This window comes from Methanosarcina sp. DH2 (assembly GCF_020804225.1).
Taxonomy (GTDB): domain Archaea; phylum Halobacteriota; class Methanosarcinia; order Methanosarcinales; family Methanosarcinaceae; genus Methanosarcina.
In genome coordinates this window covers 110,102-125,838 of the sequence record NZ_WJBI01000005.1, presented here as the reverse complement: position 1 = coordinate 125,838, position 15,737 = coordinate 110,102, and the positions used below count along the sequence as shown (strand labels likewise).

Sequence of the window (15,737 nt, the reverse complement as noted above, 5' to 3'; positions counted from 1 at the left end):
CTTAAATCTGTTCCAAAAACGCAATCAGGAAAAATGTTGATTCTCGAAAAAATACTGCGGAATGTGGGATTAAAAACAAAATTTAGAGTCAATAAGCGCACTATCTCAGAAAAGTATTGTTTTCATTAAAATCATTTCAAGAATGAGTTCTATATAGAAACGAGAATAAAGAATTAGTTTCACAAAACAACGTACAAAAAATTACACACTTTTTATTGAGCGAAGCCTGCAAAAAAATAAGAATCAATTTTTGTTAGGACAACTTCGGAAAAATCGGTGCCGTTGAATTTTTTCAGTAGCGTACAAAAAATTGATATTACCTATATCCCCGAATTTTAGTGCGAAGGGTAGAATTCGAACTCCTAATTCCTCCAATCAAGCTGCGACATAATGTAGTGCCCTCTAATAATTCTTTTGCAATTCAGGCAGAATTGATCATTACCTCAACTAGGTTTGAAACTAGCCAATTTTCTAGGAAATGAAGTAGAAGTGGGTGACTACCTACGCTACTTAAAACAGACGAGTTTGACTACAAATAGACCTTATTTAAAATAAGTAGAATTAATTCACAATGAATAAATAGATAGAGATGAAAATTATTAAACGTTGAGCAGATTCTGGGGATCAGTATGCCTCCGCGAGCATTGTACTTACCCCAATAGTACCATTTCTTTAGTTCCAGTATTCTCCATATGCTCTCTAGAATTCGCTCAATACCTGTTCTATATTTCTCTCGGCGCCAACCGGTTTCGGAGTCTGCTCCATGCAGGCATATTGTAGTATTTTATAACGACTTCCGCAGATACTGCAGGACAGCAGCACCTGCTTGAGCGTGTTTTCAGTACTTTATTTATCTTTGCGGACCAGGATATTTTCAGAGCTCGGCAATCTCGTAGAGCTTTTCCATGTCAATGTTTTGCTCAAACATGTTTGCAAGCTCTTCGTAGGCATCGTTTTCGTTCACGATCTCTTCAGGTGTGTATTCCAGCCCCTTTTTATCGCAGAGATACTGGACAAGGGCGTTTCTGATATTCCTGTTATCAAAGAGTCCGTGAAGATATGTGCCTATTACAAGGCCTTTTTCATCAATGGCTCCATCGTCTCCGAAAACGGTACGGTTCGAGTCGGTAACTCCCATGTGGATTTCATAACCTTTTATCTCTTCTCCGTCTATGGGTTTCAGAATAGGGCCATGTCCATTGATTTTCTTTGTTACCTGGACTGTCCTCTTTTTATATGCCCCGAATCTGGTCCCTATGTCCAGAAGCCCGAGACCTTCAAACTCAGCTTCGACTCCGTTTTCTACTCCGGAGTCAAAGATAGTCCTGCCAAGCATCTGGTAGCCGCCGCAGATTCCGAAGATAGGGATTTTTCCTTTGAAAGCCTGGATTTTTTTGTCCATCCCGCTTGCCCTGAGGTCAAGGAGATCGTTGACCGTGTTCTTCGTGCCTGGGATCATGATTGCATCAGGGTTTCCGAGTTCTTCGTCAATGTCTACGTAGCGGACTTTTACGAGCCCCTCAAGGGGTTCGAAATCAGTAAAGTTTGAGATTCTGGGCAGGCGGATTACTGCGATTTCAATTTCTCTTTCTGTCTTTGAACCTTCTTTATCCCCGAGGGAGACCGAATCCTCAGAGGGGATGCGGAGCTTGAAATGAGGAAGGACTCCAAGCACCGGGATCCCGGTTATTTCCTCAAGCTGCTTGAGTCCGGGTTTCAGGATTTCAGGGTCACCCCTGAATTTATTGATAATAAACCCTTTAACGTTCTTCTTTACATCTTCAGGCAGAAGGGCAACCGTGCCGTAAAGGCTTGCAAATACGCCTCCCCTTTCAATATCCCCTACAAGAATTATCGGAGCCTGAGTGAGCCTGGCAGTACCTACATTTACGATATCTCTTTCATAAAGGTTGATCTCTGCAGCCCCTCCGGCTCCTTCCATAACAATGACGTCGTGTTCTTTCCAGAGCCTTTCCAGAGCCCCTTTAAGGACTGCATGCATCTCTTCAATGGAATCGTAATACTGGCCTGCACTCTTGTCAGCATAGGGTTCCCCGAGCAGGATTACCTGGGAAACACAATCTCCTTTGGGTTTCAGGAGGACAGGGTTCATGTCTGCAGTGGGTTCGGTGCCTGCGGCTTTTGCCTGGATTGCCTGCGCAATCCCTATTTCCTTTCCGTCTTTTGTGATCCAGGAATTCAGGCTCATGTTCTGGGCCTTGAAGGGGGCAACCCTGTAGCTTCTGGACAGGATCCTGCATATTGCAGTCACAACTGAACTTTTACCAACATGAGAGGCGGTTCCCAGGATTAAGAGGCTTTTCTTCTCCATTTTTACCATACCTTCTGCTTGAACACGTATTTTTTATATAATTCCAGTACAGGATGATTTACTAACGATTTTATTAAATTTAATAACGATTTTATTAAATAACGATCTCAGTAAAATCAACAATGGGATTTTTTGATCTCGTAGCTGTAAATCAAGTAAACTTGTTTAGATTTAATAATTGTCTTCATATACTTCAACTAAAGAATAAATACTTTCGGATTCACTGCAGGTTTTGTTTAGTTAATTTGAAAAACTTTTTAATTTTCTGCTCTTTTGTCTTCTCAACCTTTGTTTCCTCGACTTCTGTTTTCTTATTTTTGTCTTTCTTTTTTAGACTCTTTTTTCGACTTTTTTTCGACTTTCTTTTTTTTGCTTTTCTATTTCATTTTTTTTTGCTTATCTCCATTTTTCTCTCTGTTTATCCTGCTGCTTTCCATGAAAATAAGTGTATTTATCCGGCTACATTTCTTTTAAATAAGATCAAAACAATCTTTTTGTTATCAAACGGGGAAAAAAGACCATGAAAGCCGCGCTTTTTGTACTTGCTTTATTTCTTATATCTGTTCTTCCGGCCTCTGCAGCAAATACCTCTCAGGTCGGCGGAACAAGTCAGGCCCGCATAGCCGAACTTTTCAGTGATATCGAGTCTTTTGATGTGACACTTTACTCAATCCAGCCGGAAGAGAACCTGACCCTTGAGGTTTCTCTGGTCAGGCCAGGAAGGGGGTCTGGAGAGGTCATTGCTAAACAGAAGTTCTCAACTGGCAGTTTTCCTGCAAATACGAGAGTCACGAAAGTCGGCTTCTGGGATGTCAGAAATGCCGAACGTGGAGCTTATACTATAAAAGCAAGACTTCTGGAAAATGGGCAGGCGCTTTCAGAATCGGAATATGGTTTTGTTTACGGCAGTAACTCTGCTGCCAGGCTTCAGGTCGATGACCTTGTCCCTAACTCCGAAGGGATCACTGTTGTTCTCTCCCCCAATCAGGCCTCACTTTTTGATATCGAGTATATGCTTGTAGACGGGCAAGATGTCATTTACAGGGCAACAACCGAAAAAGCATCCCTGACCAGCGTCCCGGAAGCCTTTTCTGCGTCATGGGGTTCTCTCCTCGAGAATAATAAAGAGTATGCAGGAAGAGTGAAGGTCCAGGTTTATTCCCCAAACAGAGGGTTCATAGCTTCAACAGAGCGTTTCACTGCCAGAGACGATGCAGATATTACTGACATTTATCAGGATGAGACCGGAGCAAGTGCAACTGTTTTAGGGCGTTCCCAGGTGCCTTTTGAAGGAAGCCTGGTTTTTTCCGTATATGAACTTCAGGCAATATCAGAGGATGGCAGTTCCGTGTTTGTTGAATCTGTCAGGGAAAGAGTCCCCGTACTGTTGAATGATGATGACGAGACCGTTGAAGTCGCCTGGAATGAAAGGCTCACGGAAGGGGTCTACAGGCTTGAGATAGAACTTTTCGGCAACGATGGCGATGTTATCGAACGCAGGGAAACCATTATTGAGTCTGATCTTTCTTCCTCGAATGCAAGCGAAGTAAACCCTGATACAGGAAACGAAACCTCAGATGAAGACGATGGGGATGGCATCCCTGGATTTTCAGTTGCTTTCGGCGTTGCAGGGCTTATTATGGTTTTTGCCCTTCTTAAAAAGCAGCACTAAAATCCGTTTGCATTAAGCTTGTTTGCATAAAAATCAGTTTGCATAAAAACACAGATGCACCGATCAGGAAAAATCCGACTAAAGCTTAATAAAATTCAACAAAGCCGTGAATTCCATGCACTATGAACTTTTTATTGCTTTCAGGCAGATCAGGGCAAGAAAATTCCAGACTCTCCTTTCGGTAGGAGCAATAGCCCTTGCAGTGATGGTACTTACGGTTTCTCAAGCCCTTATGGTGGGTTTTACAGGGGAGCTTTACAACACTACCGTGAATAAACTCCCTCATGTATCGGTTTCCCCGCAGGAAGGTGAGGATTACATCTATCTTTACAGGACTCTTACGGAAAGGATCAGTTCAATCGAAGGAGTTTCCACAGTTTCTCCTTTCCTTACCGGACAGGCTTCTTTCAGGTTCAAGGACAATTCCCTCAACTCCGAGCTTAGAGGCATCATCCCTTCACAGGAAAATGAGATCAGCTCTATTGAAGAAGATATGGTTGAAGGCAATTTCCGGGAACTTGAGTTTTCAAGAAATACAGTGGTTATAGGCTCAAGGCTGGCAGATAAACTTGAAGTTAATCTTGGCGACTCCGTAAGTGTATCTTTTCCAAATGCAAATCCTCTTTCCCTTAGAGTTGTAGGGATCTTTCATACGGGGTCTCCTCTGGACGAGTCCCTGACCTATACCTCCCTGGATACTGCCCAGGAATTTTATGACGTCACGGATGTGGTTAATGGCATTTCAGTCCGGCTAAGGGATTTTGATCAGGATCGGAAAGTCGCAGCCGAGATCGAAGAAACCGGTTATAGGGCAAGAGGCTGGACAGAAACAAACCCTGCAATCCTCCGTACCATTGCTATAGAAAGCACTTCAAACAACGTCATATATGGACTTATTATTATCATAGCTTCTTTCGGAGTGGTCAGTACCCTGAACCTTTCGGTTATCGGAGCAACAGGCCAGATCGGTATGCTCCGCGCTATGGGTGCCTCTGTTTCAAGCATCCAGAGGATCTTCATTCTCCAGAGCGGAATCCTCGGCCTGATGGGCGCTCTCGCCGGTACTTTTGCAGGAGTCCTTGTAGCTCTGGCAATAGGCCAGTATGAAGTCCCGGCAGCTTCTTCCGATGTCTACGGTGGTATTACTTTTATCCCAATTGTTGTACGCCCTCAGGATATCGTGGTCATTATTGTTGCTGTATTTCTGCTGAACCTGATTACAGGGATCTATCCTGCGCGGCAGGCAGCAAAGCTGGACCCTGTAAAAGCAATAAGCACAAGATGATTCCGAAGATTTGATTTGTACAGTTAAAGTGGAATATGCCTGGAAGGAAATAAAATTTAAAAAATGCAAAACTCAGGTAAAGTAAGGAAAAGAGATAAGTAAATAAATGCATAAAAGTAAATAAATGCATAAAAGTAAATAAATGCGTAAGTACAGTTGAATATATATTCTCTAAGTAAAAAGATGCATAAATGAAAAGACATTTGTAATCATAATTCTTTCCCGCCTCTCTTCTTTTCATTCAAAATAATTTATGAAGGCAAAAAAATTAACGATGCTCTTAAAATTATTGCTGGCTTTAAACATTTCAACGCGGTCCAATATGCCACCAGGATTGAAATTTCAATCCCGGTAATTATATATCTTTTTTGACTAATGATTACTTACTTCGTAAGCATAGCGAACAATAGCGAACAAAACCTTGTGCAGGAATTCTCATCAACTGATCATTGCGTGGGAATTCTCCTTTCCTATTTTTACACTCTATAACCTGAAATCACTTTTTTACATATGTCCTCATATTTTTTTCGTACTTGTTGTAGCCTTATTCAGGAGCTCATCGGGATGGCTTCAGGAAACATTTTCCATAATTTTCGGTTTTTCAAAAGAATTTCGGAAACTATATTTACACTTGTATTGTATTTTTGAGCGCTAACTTGTAGCACAGAGCGAACATTTGAGTGGGGGATTGCTGGCAGCTGATCACTGCATAAAGGGAATCCCTTTTATTTTATTCTATTCAGCAATCTGTTTTTTTGATTACGCTAATATCTTCTTCAGAAATACCTTTAATTTTTTTGATTTATCTCAAGTTCTTAAAGTTTATTACCCAGACTCTTTGTCGAAAAATCCTAAAATTGTCCTACCCGCTAGGAATCAGCTGTAATCCATGAAAATCTCTTGAAAACCTTACGGATATCGGCGCTTTTGACACCTGATACAAATATTTATATTCTTTGGCAGATAATTTTATTGTAATGGATGATAGTAAAGAATACCAGCTTTATCTTGAGATTCTTGACGACGAGAGATCTGCATGGGCGAGAAGGACGGCTGTAAAAAGGCTCAGTGAATGCAAAACTGAAGAGTCCCTTTACTACCTGAATGAGCTTATTGTTGACAGGTACTGCCTGGTTCCAGACTGGCTAAAAGAAATTACAAGGGAATATTACGTATCTCTGTGCCTTGAGTTTCTCTGAAGCCTTAATTTTCTAATCGGCGGATTCCTCGATACCTTTACCTTTCAAATAGTCGTACCCATTTTCGATAAACTTTTTTGATAGACGTGTTTCCCCTCCATAAAGGACTGGACCGCCCTGCTAGCCAGAAAAATAATTTCCTTAACCCTATCGCTTTTTAATTTTCACGTCAAAAGCGGCCCCGACAGCTTGCTTGACACTCTTTAAAAGGAGAACGAAATTAGGAGGAAACAAAAAAAGCACGAAAAACATACGTTAAAAAGAGAGAAAAGAGTGCTGCTAATGCGTATTTAATCACTTTTTGTTCGTATCTGTGCCGGTTTTTCTATCGTTTTTAGTATTTGTTCTTTTTTTTCTATCGTTTTTAGTATTTGTTCTTTTTATTTCATTTTTACTTTCTGGTTTATAATTTTGGTCCTTTTTTCTTTTTTGTCTGAGATACCTTTCTTCTCTATCTGGCGTGATAAGGGCAGTTTTCAGAGTCTAGAGCAGATTATTGTTTTATTTTTGCTCAAAAGCATCAGCCATTTAAAGACGGATGATCAGCAATTTCTTATTTCAGAAATATGTTCTCAAGGGCATCATCTGATTTTCAAAATCAAAAACTATAAATTTATTTAGAACTTAGAAGGCTGTCATACCTGAAAAATAACTCCAATAATTCCGATTCTTTTATAAAATTCTGAGAATCGGTATGCTTAAAGCTATAGATTCCCTTTACTAATGCATTCTTATCTCTGATTGCTGTAATTAATTAAAATCACTTCTTTCCGTTAAAAAATGTAATTCTACTCAATTTTGTTGCATTCAGGTTTCTGGAAACATTAAAATCCTTAAAAAGGATAACTTGAAAAGAAAATTTGAAATGTTAATTTGCTTGTGAATTATCTCAGGAGGGCTGTATTTATGCGCAAGGATACTGAAAAAATTATGGGAGGGCCGGCAGCAATCTTGCTGTTTGTCGGAGTAGCGTTGAGTGTTATTCTCTTCTATTTTATGTTCCAATTTGCTGAGCAAGAAAATCTTTTCATGGTTCTCTTAACTGCAGTATTGATATCCATAATTTCAATAGCTATTGCCAGAGGTCTGGTTTCCATATATAAGTACAAATAACTGAATTCCAGTGCGTACTTATTTTTTATTGATGGATTTCTTTTCCTCTCCTTTTTATATACATACTTTTCTTCGGCCTGAGTTTCGCTTCCCGCGTTTCGCTTCCCGCGTTTCGCTTCGGGATCACAGGAAATCGAAGATTTTCTGGGAGTTGCACTGCAAGTGCAACAGCACGAGGTCTGTTTCACTCGCTTCGCTCGCTCAAGCAGACTAATTTATAAAATCACAGATTTTACTTCCTGAGTTTCGCTTCACTCAAGAGGACTGATTTATACGTCATACAGTGAGATGAGTTCAAGAGAAATCACGTAAAAACAGTTTCATTAGGCTGTATTGTCAATTAAATCCTTATTTTTTATTATTAATTTTTTATATGGCAGTTTTACCAATGTTATTATTTAAATAGCCAGATATATGCAAAAAACGAAGTCAAAGAAGATTTCATTTCTCCTTCTTTTTTCGATTTACGAGTGGTTATTCAAATCATGTTCTGATTGTCAGTTGAATGATTCAGTAACAAATTCCACTGAACGAAGATTTCAAATGGATATAGGTATACTAAACTGAAGGTCTGGAGAAAGGGGGTTAAGGAATGCAAAAACGGGCATATTTACTGATTATTACAAGTGGTATCCTGTGGGGTACGATAGGGATTTTTGTTCGAGGACTTTATGGGTTAGGATTCTCTTCGCTTCAGGTCGTAACCCTGAGGGTTTTCTCAGCATCTGTTATCATGTTGATGTATCTTCTTTTTACCAGGCCGGAACTGCTGAAAATCAGATTTCGCGATTTTCCTTATTTTGTCGGAACAGGTATCTTCAGCCTTGCTTTCTTTAACCTTTGCTATTTTATTACCATCAGGGAAACTTCAATTGCTATTGCCGTTACTCTGCTCTACACAGCCCCTGCATTTGTCGTGGTTCTCTCCAGGATTTTTTTCAGGGAAAGCCTGGGAGCAAAGAAACTTTTTTCTCTGGGTCTTACCCTTGCAGGGTGTGCTTTTGTAACCGGTTATCTTCCGGAACTCGGAAATTCTCCTTCTCTCTCCCTGCCATGGCTTCTTACCGGGTTAGGGGCAGGTTTCGGATATGCCCTTTACAGCATATTTGGAAAGGCTGCCCTTAAAAAGTACGATACACTGACAATTACAGCTTATACTTTCATTTTTGCGAGCCTTGCTCTTTTGCCTTTTAGCAACTTTAAAAATTCTGGAGAAGCTTTCTCTATGGAAAGTTTCTGGATCTACCTTGCAGGCATGGGCTTTTTTCCCAGTGTGCTTGCCTACCTGCTGTACACCAAAGGGCTTGAAGAAGTCGAATCGAGCAGGGCATCCATAGTAGCAACAATAGAGCCTGTTGTAGGTACCCTTGTAGGTTTTTTCTTTTTCAGGGAAGTGCTATCAGGCTGGCAGTTAGCAGGGGTTCTGCTCATACTTGCAGCAGTTGTACTGATACAGGAGCGAAAATAAGTTTTTTAATTTGAACCTTTTTTCTTTAATTTGGGTCTTTTTTCTTTCTGATGTTTCTTTCTGAGGTTTCTTTCTGAGGTTTTCTTTCTGATATTTTCTTCTAAGGTTTTTCATCCTGAAGCATTTTTTCCTGAGATCCTCTTTTGATCCTCAGAAGGTTTTTACGGAACTATTTAAAATAACATAAAGGTTAATATGTTAGCTCGGTTTAGTATTTAGTCTGTAGTCCTGGTATTTTACCTGTATCTACTATATTTGTTTACTATGTCTGCTCTTAAAATCCTGTATTTTTTCGTACTCTCTGTGTTTTCCGGGGTTGGGAAACCAGCAGGGGATCTAATTCAGGCGAAATAAATTACAATGACAAAATCACAATTATATTGAGAATGAAAAGGATGGTGTTTATTCAATGCAGTTGAAGCTGGAACATTTTAAGATAAAAATAGGGCAGCATAAAGTGCTGTTCAATATTGTCGATGCGAAGGAACTGGGAGTTAATCCCGGAGATCGGGTCCGAATCCGTGGGCATCGAAGTCTTTCTGCTATTGTGGACACAACTGATGATATGGTTCCTCCGGGCACTCTGGGTGTTTTTTCTGAAGTTTACGAGCACTTCGAAGACTGGGATAAGCCGGTTGAAGTTGTCCCTGCGTTCCGCTCAAAATCTTCGAGCGTTATCAAGAAGATGCTGGACAAAAAACCTGTTGTCCAGGACGAGATCAAATTGCTCGTAACCGATATTGTGGAGGAAAACCTCAGTGATATCGAACTTTCGGCTTTTATAACAGCTTCTTATATCCATGGAATGACTGATGACGAGGTCGAATGGCTGACAAGGGCTATGATCGATACCGGAGACACGATTGAGTTTGACACCCATCCTATTATGGACAAGCACTCGATAGGAGGAGTACCCGGAAACAAGATTTCTCTCCTTGTTGTCCCTATCATTGCTGCAAACGGGCTGCTTATCCCGAAGACAAGCTCCAGAGCAATCACAGGTGCAGGTGGAACTGCAGACCTCATGGAAGTGCTCTGTCCTGTTGAGTTCAGTTCTCAGGAAGTTAAGGAGATAACCGAGAAAGTAGGAGGTGCGCTTGTCTGGGGAGGAGCTACCAATATTGCGCCTGCGGATGACAAACTCATTAGAGTTGAGTACCCCTTATCTATTGATCCTTATTACCAGATGCTTGCCTCAATTATGGCAAAAAAGGGAGCTATAGGAGCCGATAATGTGGTTATGGATATCCCTGTCGGGCCAAGCACAAAGGTTCCCACCGTCCAGGAAGGGCAGAAACTGGCAAGAGACCTGATCAATCTTGGGCACAGGCTTGGGATGAATGTTGAGTGTGCCATTACCTACGGTTCGTCTCCCATAGGGAGAAAAGTAGGACCAGCGCTGGAAGTAAGGGAAGCCCTGAAAGTTCTGGAAAGCATGGAAGGTCCAAACAGCCTCATTGAAAAGAGTGCTGCCCTTGCCGGAATTCTTCTTGAGATGGGAGGGGCGGCTCCAAGGGACCGCGGAAAAGAAATTGCGCTGGAAACACTCCGGAGCGGAAAAGCCCTTGAAAAGATGAGGCAGATCATTGAAGCCCAGGGCGGAGACCCGAACATTAAATCCGATGATATCCAGGTAGGGCAATACACTGCTGACATCTTTGCTTCTGCAGATGGGTATGTCATCGAGTTTGACAACAGGTGGATAATTGAGATCGCCAGGCTTGCAGGGGCTCCGAATGATAAAGGAGCCGGAGTTGCTATCCATAAGAAAATGGGAGAGCAAGTTAAAAAAGGAGACGCTATCCTTACTATCTATGCTGAAAAAGAGTTCAAGCTCGATACCGCGTTGACAACGGCCCAGAGAACAAACCCGATAATAGTAGAAGGTATGCTTCTCAGGAGAATCCCGGGAACTTATGGGTTCCAGTGATACCCATATTTTCTTTTTCTCCATTTTTTCAGTGAAACCGAGTGAAACTTAAGTGAAACTTCAATGAAACTTCAATGAAACTTCAATGAAACTTCAATGAAACTTAAGTTAAACTTAAGTGAAAATTAAGTGAAAATTAAGTGAAAATTAAGTGAAAATTAAGTGAAACCCTTTAATACCTTGTAAGGGTTTTAGCCGAGCATGAAGAGGATCGTATTACTGCGCCTGGGGCATCGCCCTGAGAGGGATAAGAGAATTACCACACATGTTGGCTTAACTGCCAGGATGCTTGGAGCTGAAGGCATGCTTCTTGCTTCTGATGACCCAGGGATTGTGCAGACCCTTGAAGATGTGGTCGAGCGCTGGGGTGGAAACTTTTACATTAAAAATAACGTTAACTTTAAGCAGGAAATCAGGGGCTGGAAAGAAGAAGGCGGAAAAGTCTGCCACCTTTCCATGTACGGGGTCAACCTGCCAGATGTTACCGACGAACTCAAAAAGTGCGACAGGCTCATGATCGTTGTAGGTGCAGAAAAAGTCCCACCAGAAATTTACCAGCTCGCTGACTGGAATGTGGCCGTAGGCAGCCAACCCCATTCCGAAGTTGCGGCAGTTGCAATCACAATGGACAGGATTGCTGAGAAGGAGCCGCTTGAAAAAGAGTTCTCAGGTGCTGAGCTGAAAATTATCCCAGCTGAAAGGGGCAAACATGTAATCGAAAACATCAAGGAATAAGCAGACTTTAACGTCAGGCTTAACTTTTCGCTTTTATCTTTTTTAAAGGGTCTATTTCTCAGGCTTTCAGGGCTTTAATTAGACATGTTTTATATGTTAATACGAATTTTTAGAAAAGTGTTAAATATAAGCTCTACATAGGATAAAGTGTCTATGTGCAGACCATTCCTCCTGCTAACAGCAGGGTCCGGATTGTCCGTTTTCGTTCCTGCCAGAAGGGGCTGACAGGTATGATTCGTTAACGGCTCCGGAAAATTAAGGTAAGGTCCGGTTACAGGGGTGCAGGCAGACAAATTTTTCTAGTCAGACACTTTATTTGTCGGGCATCCCTTCCGTTTTTCTTTACTCTTTTCTGAAAAACCTTCCCCAGAGCGAGCTTTAAGCGGGAAACTACAAACTTAAATCTGTTTTTAGCAAATGCCTGATTGATCTGAATTGAAAAAAGGGCCTTAAAATAAATAAATAAATAAATAAATAAATAAATAAATAAATAAATAAATAAATTCAAATAATAGCGAAAAGTAAGGGTTAATGAACCATATGGATTTAATAGAGCAGAAAATAAATTTATTAGCAGGATCTGCGTTTCTTTTTATAGTTCTGGCTCTGTTTTTTCACTTTTATAAATTCAGGCTTCTCTCACACTCTCTGAAACTTTGTAAATGGATCTGCGGGCTGGCTATCAGTTCGGACAGTCCCTGGGTCAAAATGCTCGTGTTCCATCTCGTCTTTTTTATCCGGCTTCTCATGTATCTTGCAATTGTTTCTCTCGAACAGGTTGATAAGCTGACGATCCTGAGTCTTTTCAGACATTATGTACGCGGAAGCAGGTTTGTCCTTCTGGAGTATATGTCTACTTTTATGCGCTCCTCTAAAGAGGTTGAAAAATATATCTGCAGCCTGAGCTCTCAGCCAGTAAACAGAAATGAACAACGTATCAGAAAAGAACGGCATATCAGAAAATAATTTCTCAGAATTAATAATAGCTTCTTATATTCGATTATTTCTTTAAATCTTTTTCCTGTAATTATAAAACAGGATAAGGTTTTTTTCATTGAAGTAATATATGAGGAAATAACTGGTAAATTATAAACTTATATGAATTTATATGCTATCTCTAAATGATCGTAACGGCTGCCTGAAAAACTCCTGATATGTCTGAAAAACTACGGACATGTGTTATAAGTTTTCTTTTTCTTTAAAATACTCACGTTGCACATTTTATATAGCAGAAGATTCTATTTTGTCCTGATAACTTATGGACTGCAAGCCTTTTACCTATGGGAATTTTCGTCAGCAAATTCCTTGATTTTCGCAGGCAGGAAGCGTGGGCAATGAACATAACATTAATTGGCATGGCAGGAGCGGGGAAGAGTACCATAGGAAAGGCACTTGCAAAACGCCTGAATTATACTTTTATTGATGTCGATGGCCTGATAACAGAGAAGGCTGGAATGCCCCTTCAGGCTCTTATTGATAAACAGGGTGATTCTGCTCTTATCAGATTTGAAGAAGAGGCTATTCTAGGGCTTGAACAGGTGGATAATTGTATTATATCTCCAGGTGGGAGTGTTGTTTATTCTAAAAAAGCCATGGAGCACTTAAAAAAAGTCTCTAAGATAGTCTTCCTGGACGCTCCTTTCAGAAGCATTGTAAAAAGGACCCCTAACGCAAGAAAGAGAGGTATAGTAGGGCTCAGAGACAGAAGCCTTAAGGAGCTTTTTGAAGAGAGACTGGTTCTATATCGTAAGTATGCTGACTTTTCAATAAGACTTAAAGGTAGGGAGAATATTCAGAGAGTCGCGGGAAGGATAATCCAGCTCTGTTTTGAAACGGAGGCCTGATCTGAGAATCAACTGCTTATTAATCATCCCTCCATTAATCATCCCTCCATTAATCATCCCTCCATTAATCAGCCTTCTATTATTCAGCCTTCTATTATTCAGCCTTCTATTTCAGCCTTCTACTATTCAGCCTTCGATTAATCAACTTTCGATTAATCAACCTTTCATAAATGATAAATTAACCCGGCTTATAAATTATTTTATTTTCATAACTTTTTTTTCTTTATAACCCTTCCAATATCTTTAGTTTTAATGGGGTCCGCGCGTCTACTTGAGGGTTAGAAGTGTTCACTTCGGGACTGGAGCAGTTTACTTTAAGCAGTTTACTTTATTATCTATCAGGTCTTCAATCTGAACAAAATTTTCTTGTCTACAGTTTTCATGTATTAACCTGCAAAAAAAACAGGATCAACAGGAGATATTTCATGACATCAAGTCGTTTCATTATCACAGTTATTGGCAGCGACAGGGTAGGGATTGTTGCCAGGGTCACCACGGTGATGGCCAGTTACAACGTAAATATTGTTGATATCACCCAGACTATCATGCAGGGCATCTTTACAATGATCATGCTCGCAGAAGCCCCAAAGGAAAACTTTAACCTTTCGGCTTTTCAGCAGGCTATGGATGCCGAAGGAAAGAGCCTTGGAGTTGAGATCAAGGTGCAGCATGAAGATGCTTTCCGTTTCATGCACAGGATCTGATCTGTAAGGAAGCAGGAGGATTTTTCATGCTTATAAACCCGAAAGAAATCCTGGAAACAATCCAGATGGTCAGGATGGAACACCTTGATATCAGGACCGTCACCATGGGGATCAGCCTCAGAGATTGCAGCCACCCGGATATTGAGGTCTTCAACGAAAATATCTACGAAAAAATAACTTCCAGGGCAAAGGAGCTTGTCAGGACGACAAATGAAATCCAGAGCCTTTACGGGATTCCCATTATCAACCGGCGGATTTCCGTTACTCCCATAGCCATAGTAGCCGAAAGCTGCAAGTCTCAGGACTTCGTTTCCGTTGCAAAGACAATGGATGAAGCTGCTAAGGAAGCAGGCGTCGATTTTATAGGAGGGTTCAGCGCCCTTGTCCATAAAGGGCAAACCCGGGGAGACCTCAAACTGATAAATTCCATTCCTGAAGCCCTTGCGACTACCGAGAAAGTCTGCTCGTCAGTAAACGTTGCAACTACAAAAGCAGGCATTAACATGGATGCAGTCCGCCTGATGGGAGAAGTGATTAAAAAGACTGCGGAACTGACTTCTGACAGGGACGGGATAGGCTGTGCCAAACTCGTTGTTTTTGCAAATGCCCCTGAAGACAACCCTTTTATGGCAGGAGCTTTTCACGGGATAGGTGAGCCCGAGTGTGTTATCAACGTGGGTGTAAGCGGGCCTGGCGTGGTTAATGCAGCTGTTTGCGAGCTTGAAACCCCTAACCTCACTGAAATTTCCGAGACGATCAAAAAGACAGCCTTTAAAATCACACGCATGGGGGAGATGGTGGGAAGGGAAGTTTCGAGAAGGCTTGGTGTGGAATTCGGGATTCTTGACCTTTCTCTTGCCCCAACTCCGGCAATCGGGGACAGTGTTGCCGCTATTCTGGAAGCTATGGGACTTGAACGCTGTGGAGCCCACGGCACGACTGCAGCCCTCGCGCTTCTTAACGATGCGGTAAAAAAGGGCGGAGCAATGGCTTCTTCTTCCGTAGGGGGTCTCAGCGGGGCTTTCATTCCGGTAAGTGAGGACGCAGGCATGATCGAAGCAGTTAAAGTCGGGGCTCTCTCTCTCGAAAAACTCGAAGCCATGACAAGCGTCTGTTCCGTCGGCCTTGATATGATAGCAGTCCCGGGAGATACTCCTGCTACTACCCTTTCTGCAATAATTGCCGACGAGATGGCAATAGGAGTAATAAATAAAAAGACAACTGCAGTCAGGATCATTCCCGCACCAGGAAAAAGGGTTGGAGATACAGTGGAATTCGGCGGGCTGCTCGGAAGCGCACCTGTTATGCCAGTAAGTAATTTCAGTTCAGAGACTTTTATAAAGCGGGGAGGAAGAATTCCAGCTCCTATCCAGTCGCTGACAAATTAAGGATATTTCCTGGGCTTTTCTTCCGAGGCTTTTCTGAGGCTTTTCTGAGGCTTTTCTGAGGCTTTTC

At 41.5% G+C, this 15,737-nt stretch carries 12 protein-coding genes; 10 read left to right on the top strand and 2 right to left on the bottom strand.

Features of this window, described 5'->3' with window-relative positions:
* Positions 1-874: 874 nt before the first annotated feature.
* Positions 875-2,332 carry a cobyric acid synthase gene (locus FXV91_RS09405; RefSeq protein ID WP_229390441.1) on the bottom strand — a complete coding sequence of 486 codons (1,458 nt, stop codon included), beginning with the start codon at positions 2,330-2,332 and terminating at the stop codon, positions 875-877.
* A 520-nt stretch (positions 2,333-2,852) separates the two neighbouring features.
* Here FXV91_RS09405 and FXV91_RS09400 point away from each other — a divergent pair.
* From FXV91_RS09400 to FXV91_RS09370, 7 genes are all read left to right on the top strand, one after another.
* Entirely contained in the window at positions 2,853-4,004 is a 1,152-nt protein-coding gene (locus tag FXV91_RS09400) for a hypothetical protein (RefSeq protein WP_229390327.1), read from the top strand.
* A 115-nt stretch (positions 4,005-4,119) separates the two neighbouring features.
* Positions 4,120-5,289 (top strand): ABC transporter permease, encoded by a 1,170-nt coding sequence (locus FXV91_RS09395; RefSeq protein ID WP_229390326.1) that lies wholly within the window; start codon positions 4,120-4,122, stop codon positions 5,287-5,289.
* 977 nt (positions 5,290-6,266) lie between these two features.
* Positions 6,267-6,488 carry a hypothetical protein gene (locus tag FXV91_RS09390; RefSeq protein WP_229390325.1) on the top strand — a complete coding sequence of 74 codons (222 nt, stop codon included), beginning with the start codon at positions 6,267-6,269 and terminating at the stop codon, positions 6,486-6,488.
* A gap of 906 nt (positions 6,489-7,394) precedes the next feature.
* Positions 7,395-7,601, top strand: a complete 207-nt coding sequence (locus tag FXV91_RS09385) for a hypothetical protein (protein ID WP_229390324.1) — start codon at positions 7,395-7,397, stop codon at positions 7,599-7,601.
* A 592-nt stretch (positions 7,602-8,193) separates the two neighbouring features.
* Positions 8,194-9,069: an EamA family transporter gene (locus FXV91_RS09380; protein WP_229390323.1), complete on the top strand. Its 876-nt coding sequence runs from the start codon at positions 8,194-8,196 to the stop codon at positions 9,067-9,069.
* 409 nt (positions 9,070-9,478) lie between these two features.
* Positions 9,479-10,999 carry an AMP phosphorylase gene (locus FXV91_RS09375; protein ID WP_229390322.1) on the top strand — a complete coding sequence of 507 codons (1,521 nt, stop codon included), beginning with the start codon at positions 9,479-9,481 and terminating at the stop codon, positions 10,997-10,999.
* A gap of 201 nt (positions 11,000-11,200) precedes the next feature.
* The gene (locus tag FXV91_RS09370) at positions 11,201-11,734 is read left to right on the top strand and encodes a tRNA (cytidine(56)-2'-O)-methyltransferase (protein ID WP_229390321.1); all 534 of its coding nucleotides are present in this window, start codon (positions 11,201-11,203) and stop codon (positions 11,732-11,734) included.
* 639 nt (positions 11,735-12,373) lie between these two features.
* Here FXV91_RS09370 and FXV91_RS09365 read toward each other — a convergent pair.
* On the bottom strand, positions 12,374-12,688 hold the full coding sequence (locus FXV91_RS09365; RefSeq protein WP_229390320.1) for a hypothetical protein: 315 nt from the start codon (positions 12,686-12,688) through the stop codon (positions 12,374-12,376).
* Positions 12,689-13,068: 380 nt separating this feature from the next.
* On the opposite strand from FXV91_RS09365, the gene FXV91_RS09360 reads away from it, so the two are divergent.
* From FXV91_RS09360 to FXV91_RS09350, 3 genes are all read left to right on the top strand, one after another.
* Positions 13,069-13,578 carry a shikimate kinase gene (locus FXV91_RS09360; protein WP_229390319.1) on the top strand — a complete coding sequence of 170 codons (510 nt, stop codon included), beginning with the start codon at positions 13,069-13,071 and terminating at the stop codon, positions 13,576-13,578.
* A 425-nt stretch (positions 13,579-14,003) separates the two neighbouring features.
* A complete protein-coding gene (locus tag FXV91_RS09355) occupies positions 14,004-14,282 on the top strand; it encodes an ACT domain-containing protein (RefSeq protein WP_229390318.1) in 279 nt (92 codons plus the stop codon).
* Between the two features lie 26 nt (positions 14,283-14,308).
* On the top strand, positions 14,309-15,670 hold the full coding sequence (locus FXV91_RS09350) for a PFL family protein (RefSeq protein WP_229390317.1): 1,362 nt from the start codon (positions 14,309-14,311) through the stop codon (positions 15,668-15,670).
* The last annotated feature ends 67 nt before the right edge of the window (positions 15,671-15,737 follow it).

Coding starts and splice junctions, on each gene's coding strand:
- FXV91_RS09405 (WP_229390441.1), bottom strand. CDS start 2,332: ATGGAGAAGAAAAGCCTCTTAATCCTGGGAACCGCCTCTCATGTTGGT.
- FXV91_RS09400 (WP_229390327.1), top strand. CDS start 2,853: ATGAAAGCCGCGCTTTTTGTACTTGCTTTATTTCTTATATCTGTTCTT.
- FXV91_RS09395 (WP_229390326.1), top strand. CDS start 4,120: ATGCACTATGAACTTTTTATTGCTTTCAGGCAGATCAGGGCAAGAAAA.
- FXV91_RS09390 (WP_229390325.1), top strand. CDS start 6,267: ATGGATGATAGTAAAGAATACCAGCTTTATCTTGAGATTCTTGACGAC.
- FXV91_RS09385 (WP_229390324.1), top strand. CDS start 7,395: ATGCGCAAGGATACTGAAAAAATTATGGGAGGGCCGGCAGCAATCTTG.
- FXV91_RS09380 (WP_229390323.1), top strand. CDS start 8,194: ATGCAAAAACGGGCATATTTACTGATTATTACAAGTGGTATCCTGTGG.
- FXV91_RS09375 (WP_229390322.1), top strand. CDS start 9,479: ATGCAGTTGAAGCTGGAACATTTTAAGATAAAAATAGGGCAGCATAAA.
- FXV91_RS09370 (WP_229390321.1), top strand. CDS start 11,201: ATGAAGAGGATCGTATTACTGCGCCTGGGGCATCGCCCTGAGAGGGAT.
- FXV91_RS09365 (WP_229390320.1), bottom strand. CDS start 12,688: ATGCCGTTCTTTTCTGATACGTTGTTCATTTCTGTTTACTGGCTGAGA.
- FXV91_RS09360 (WP_229390319.1), top strand. CDS start 13,069: ATGAACATAACATTAATTGGCATGGCAGGAGCGGGGAAGAGTACCATA.
- FXV91_RS09355 (WP_229390318.1), top strand. CDS start 14,004: ATGACATCAAGTCGTTTCATTATCACAGTTATTGGCAGCGACAGGGTA.
- FXV91_RS09350 (WP_229390317.1), top strand. CDS start 14,309: ATGCTTATAAACCCGAAAGAAATCCTGGAAACAATCCAGATGGTCAGG.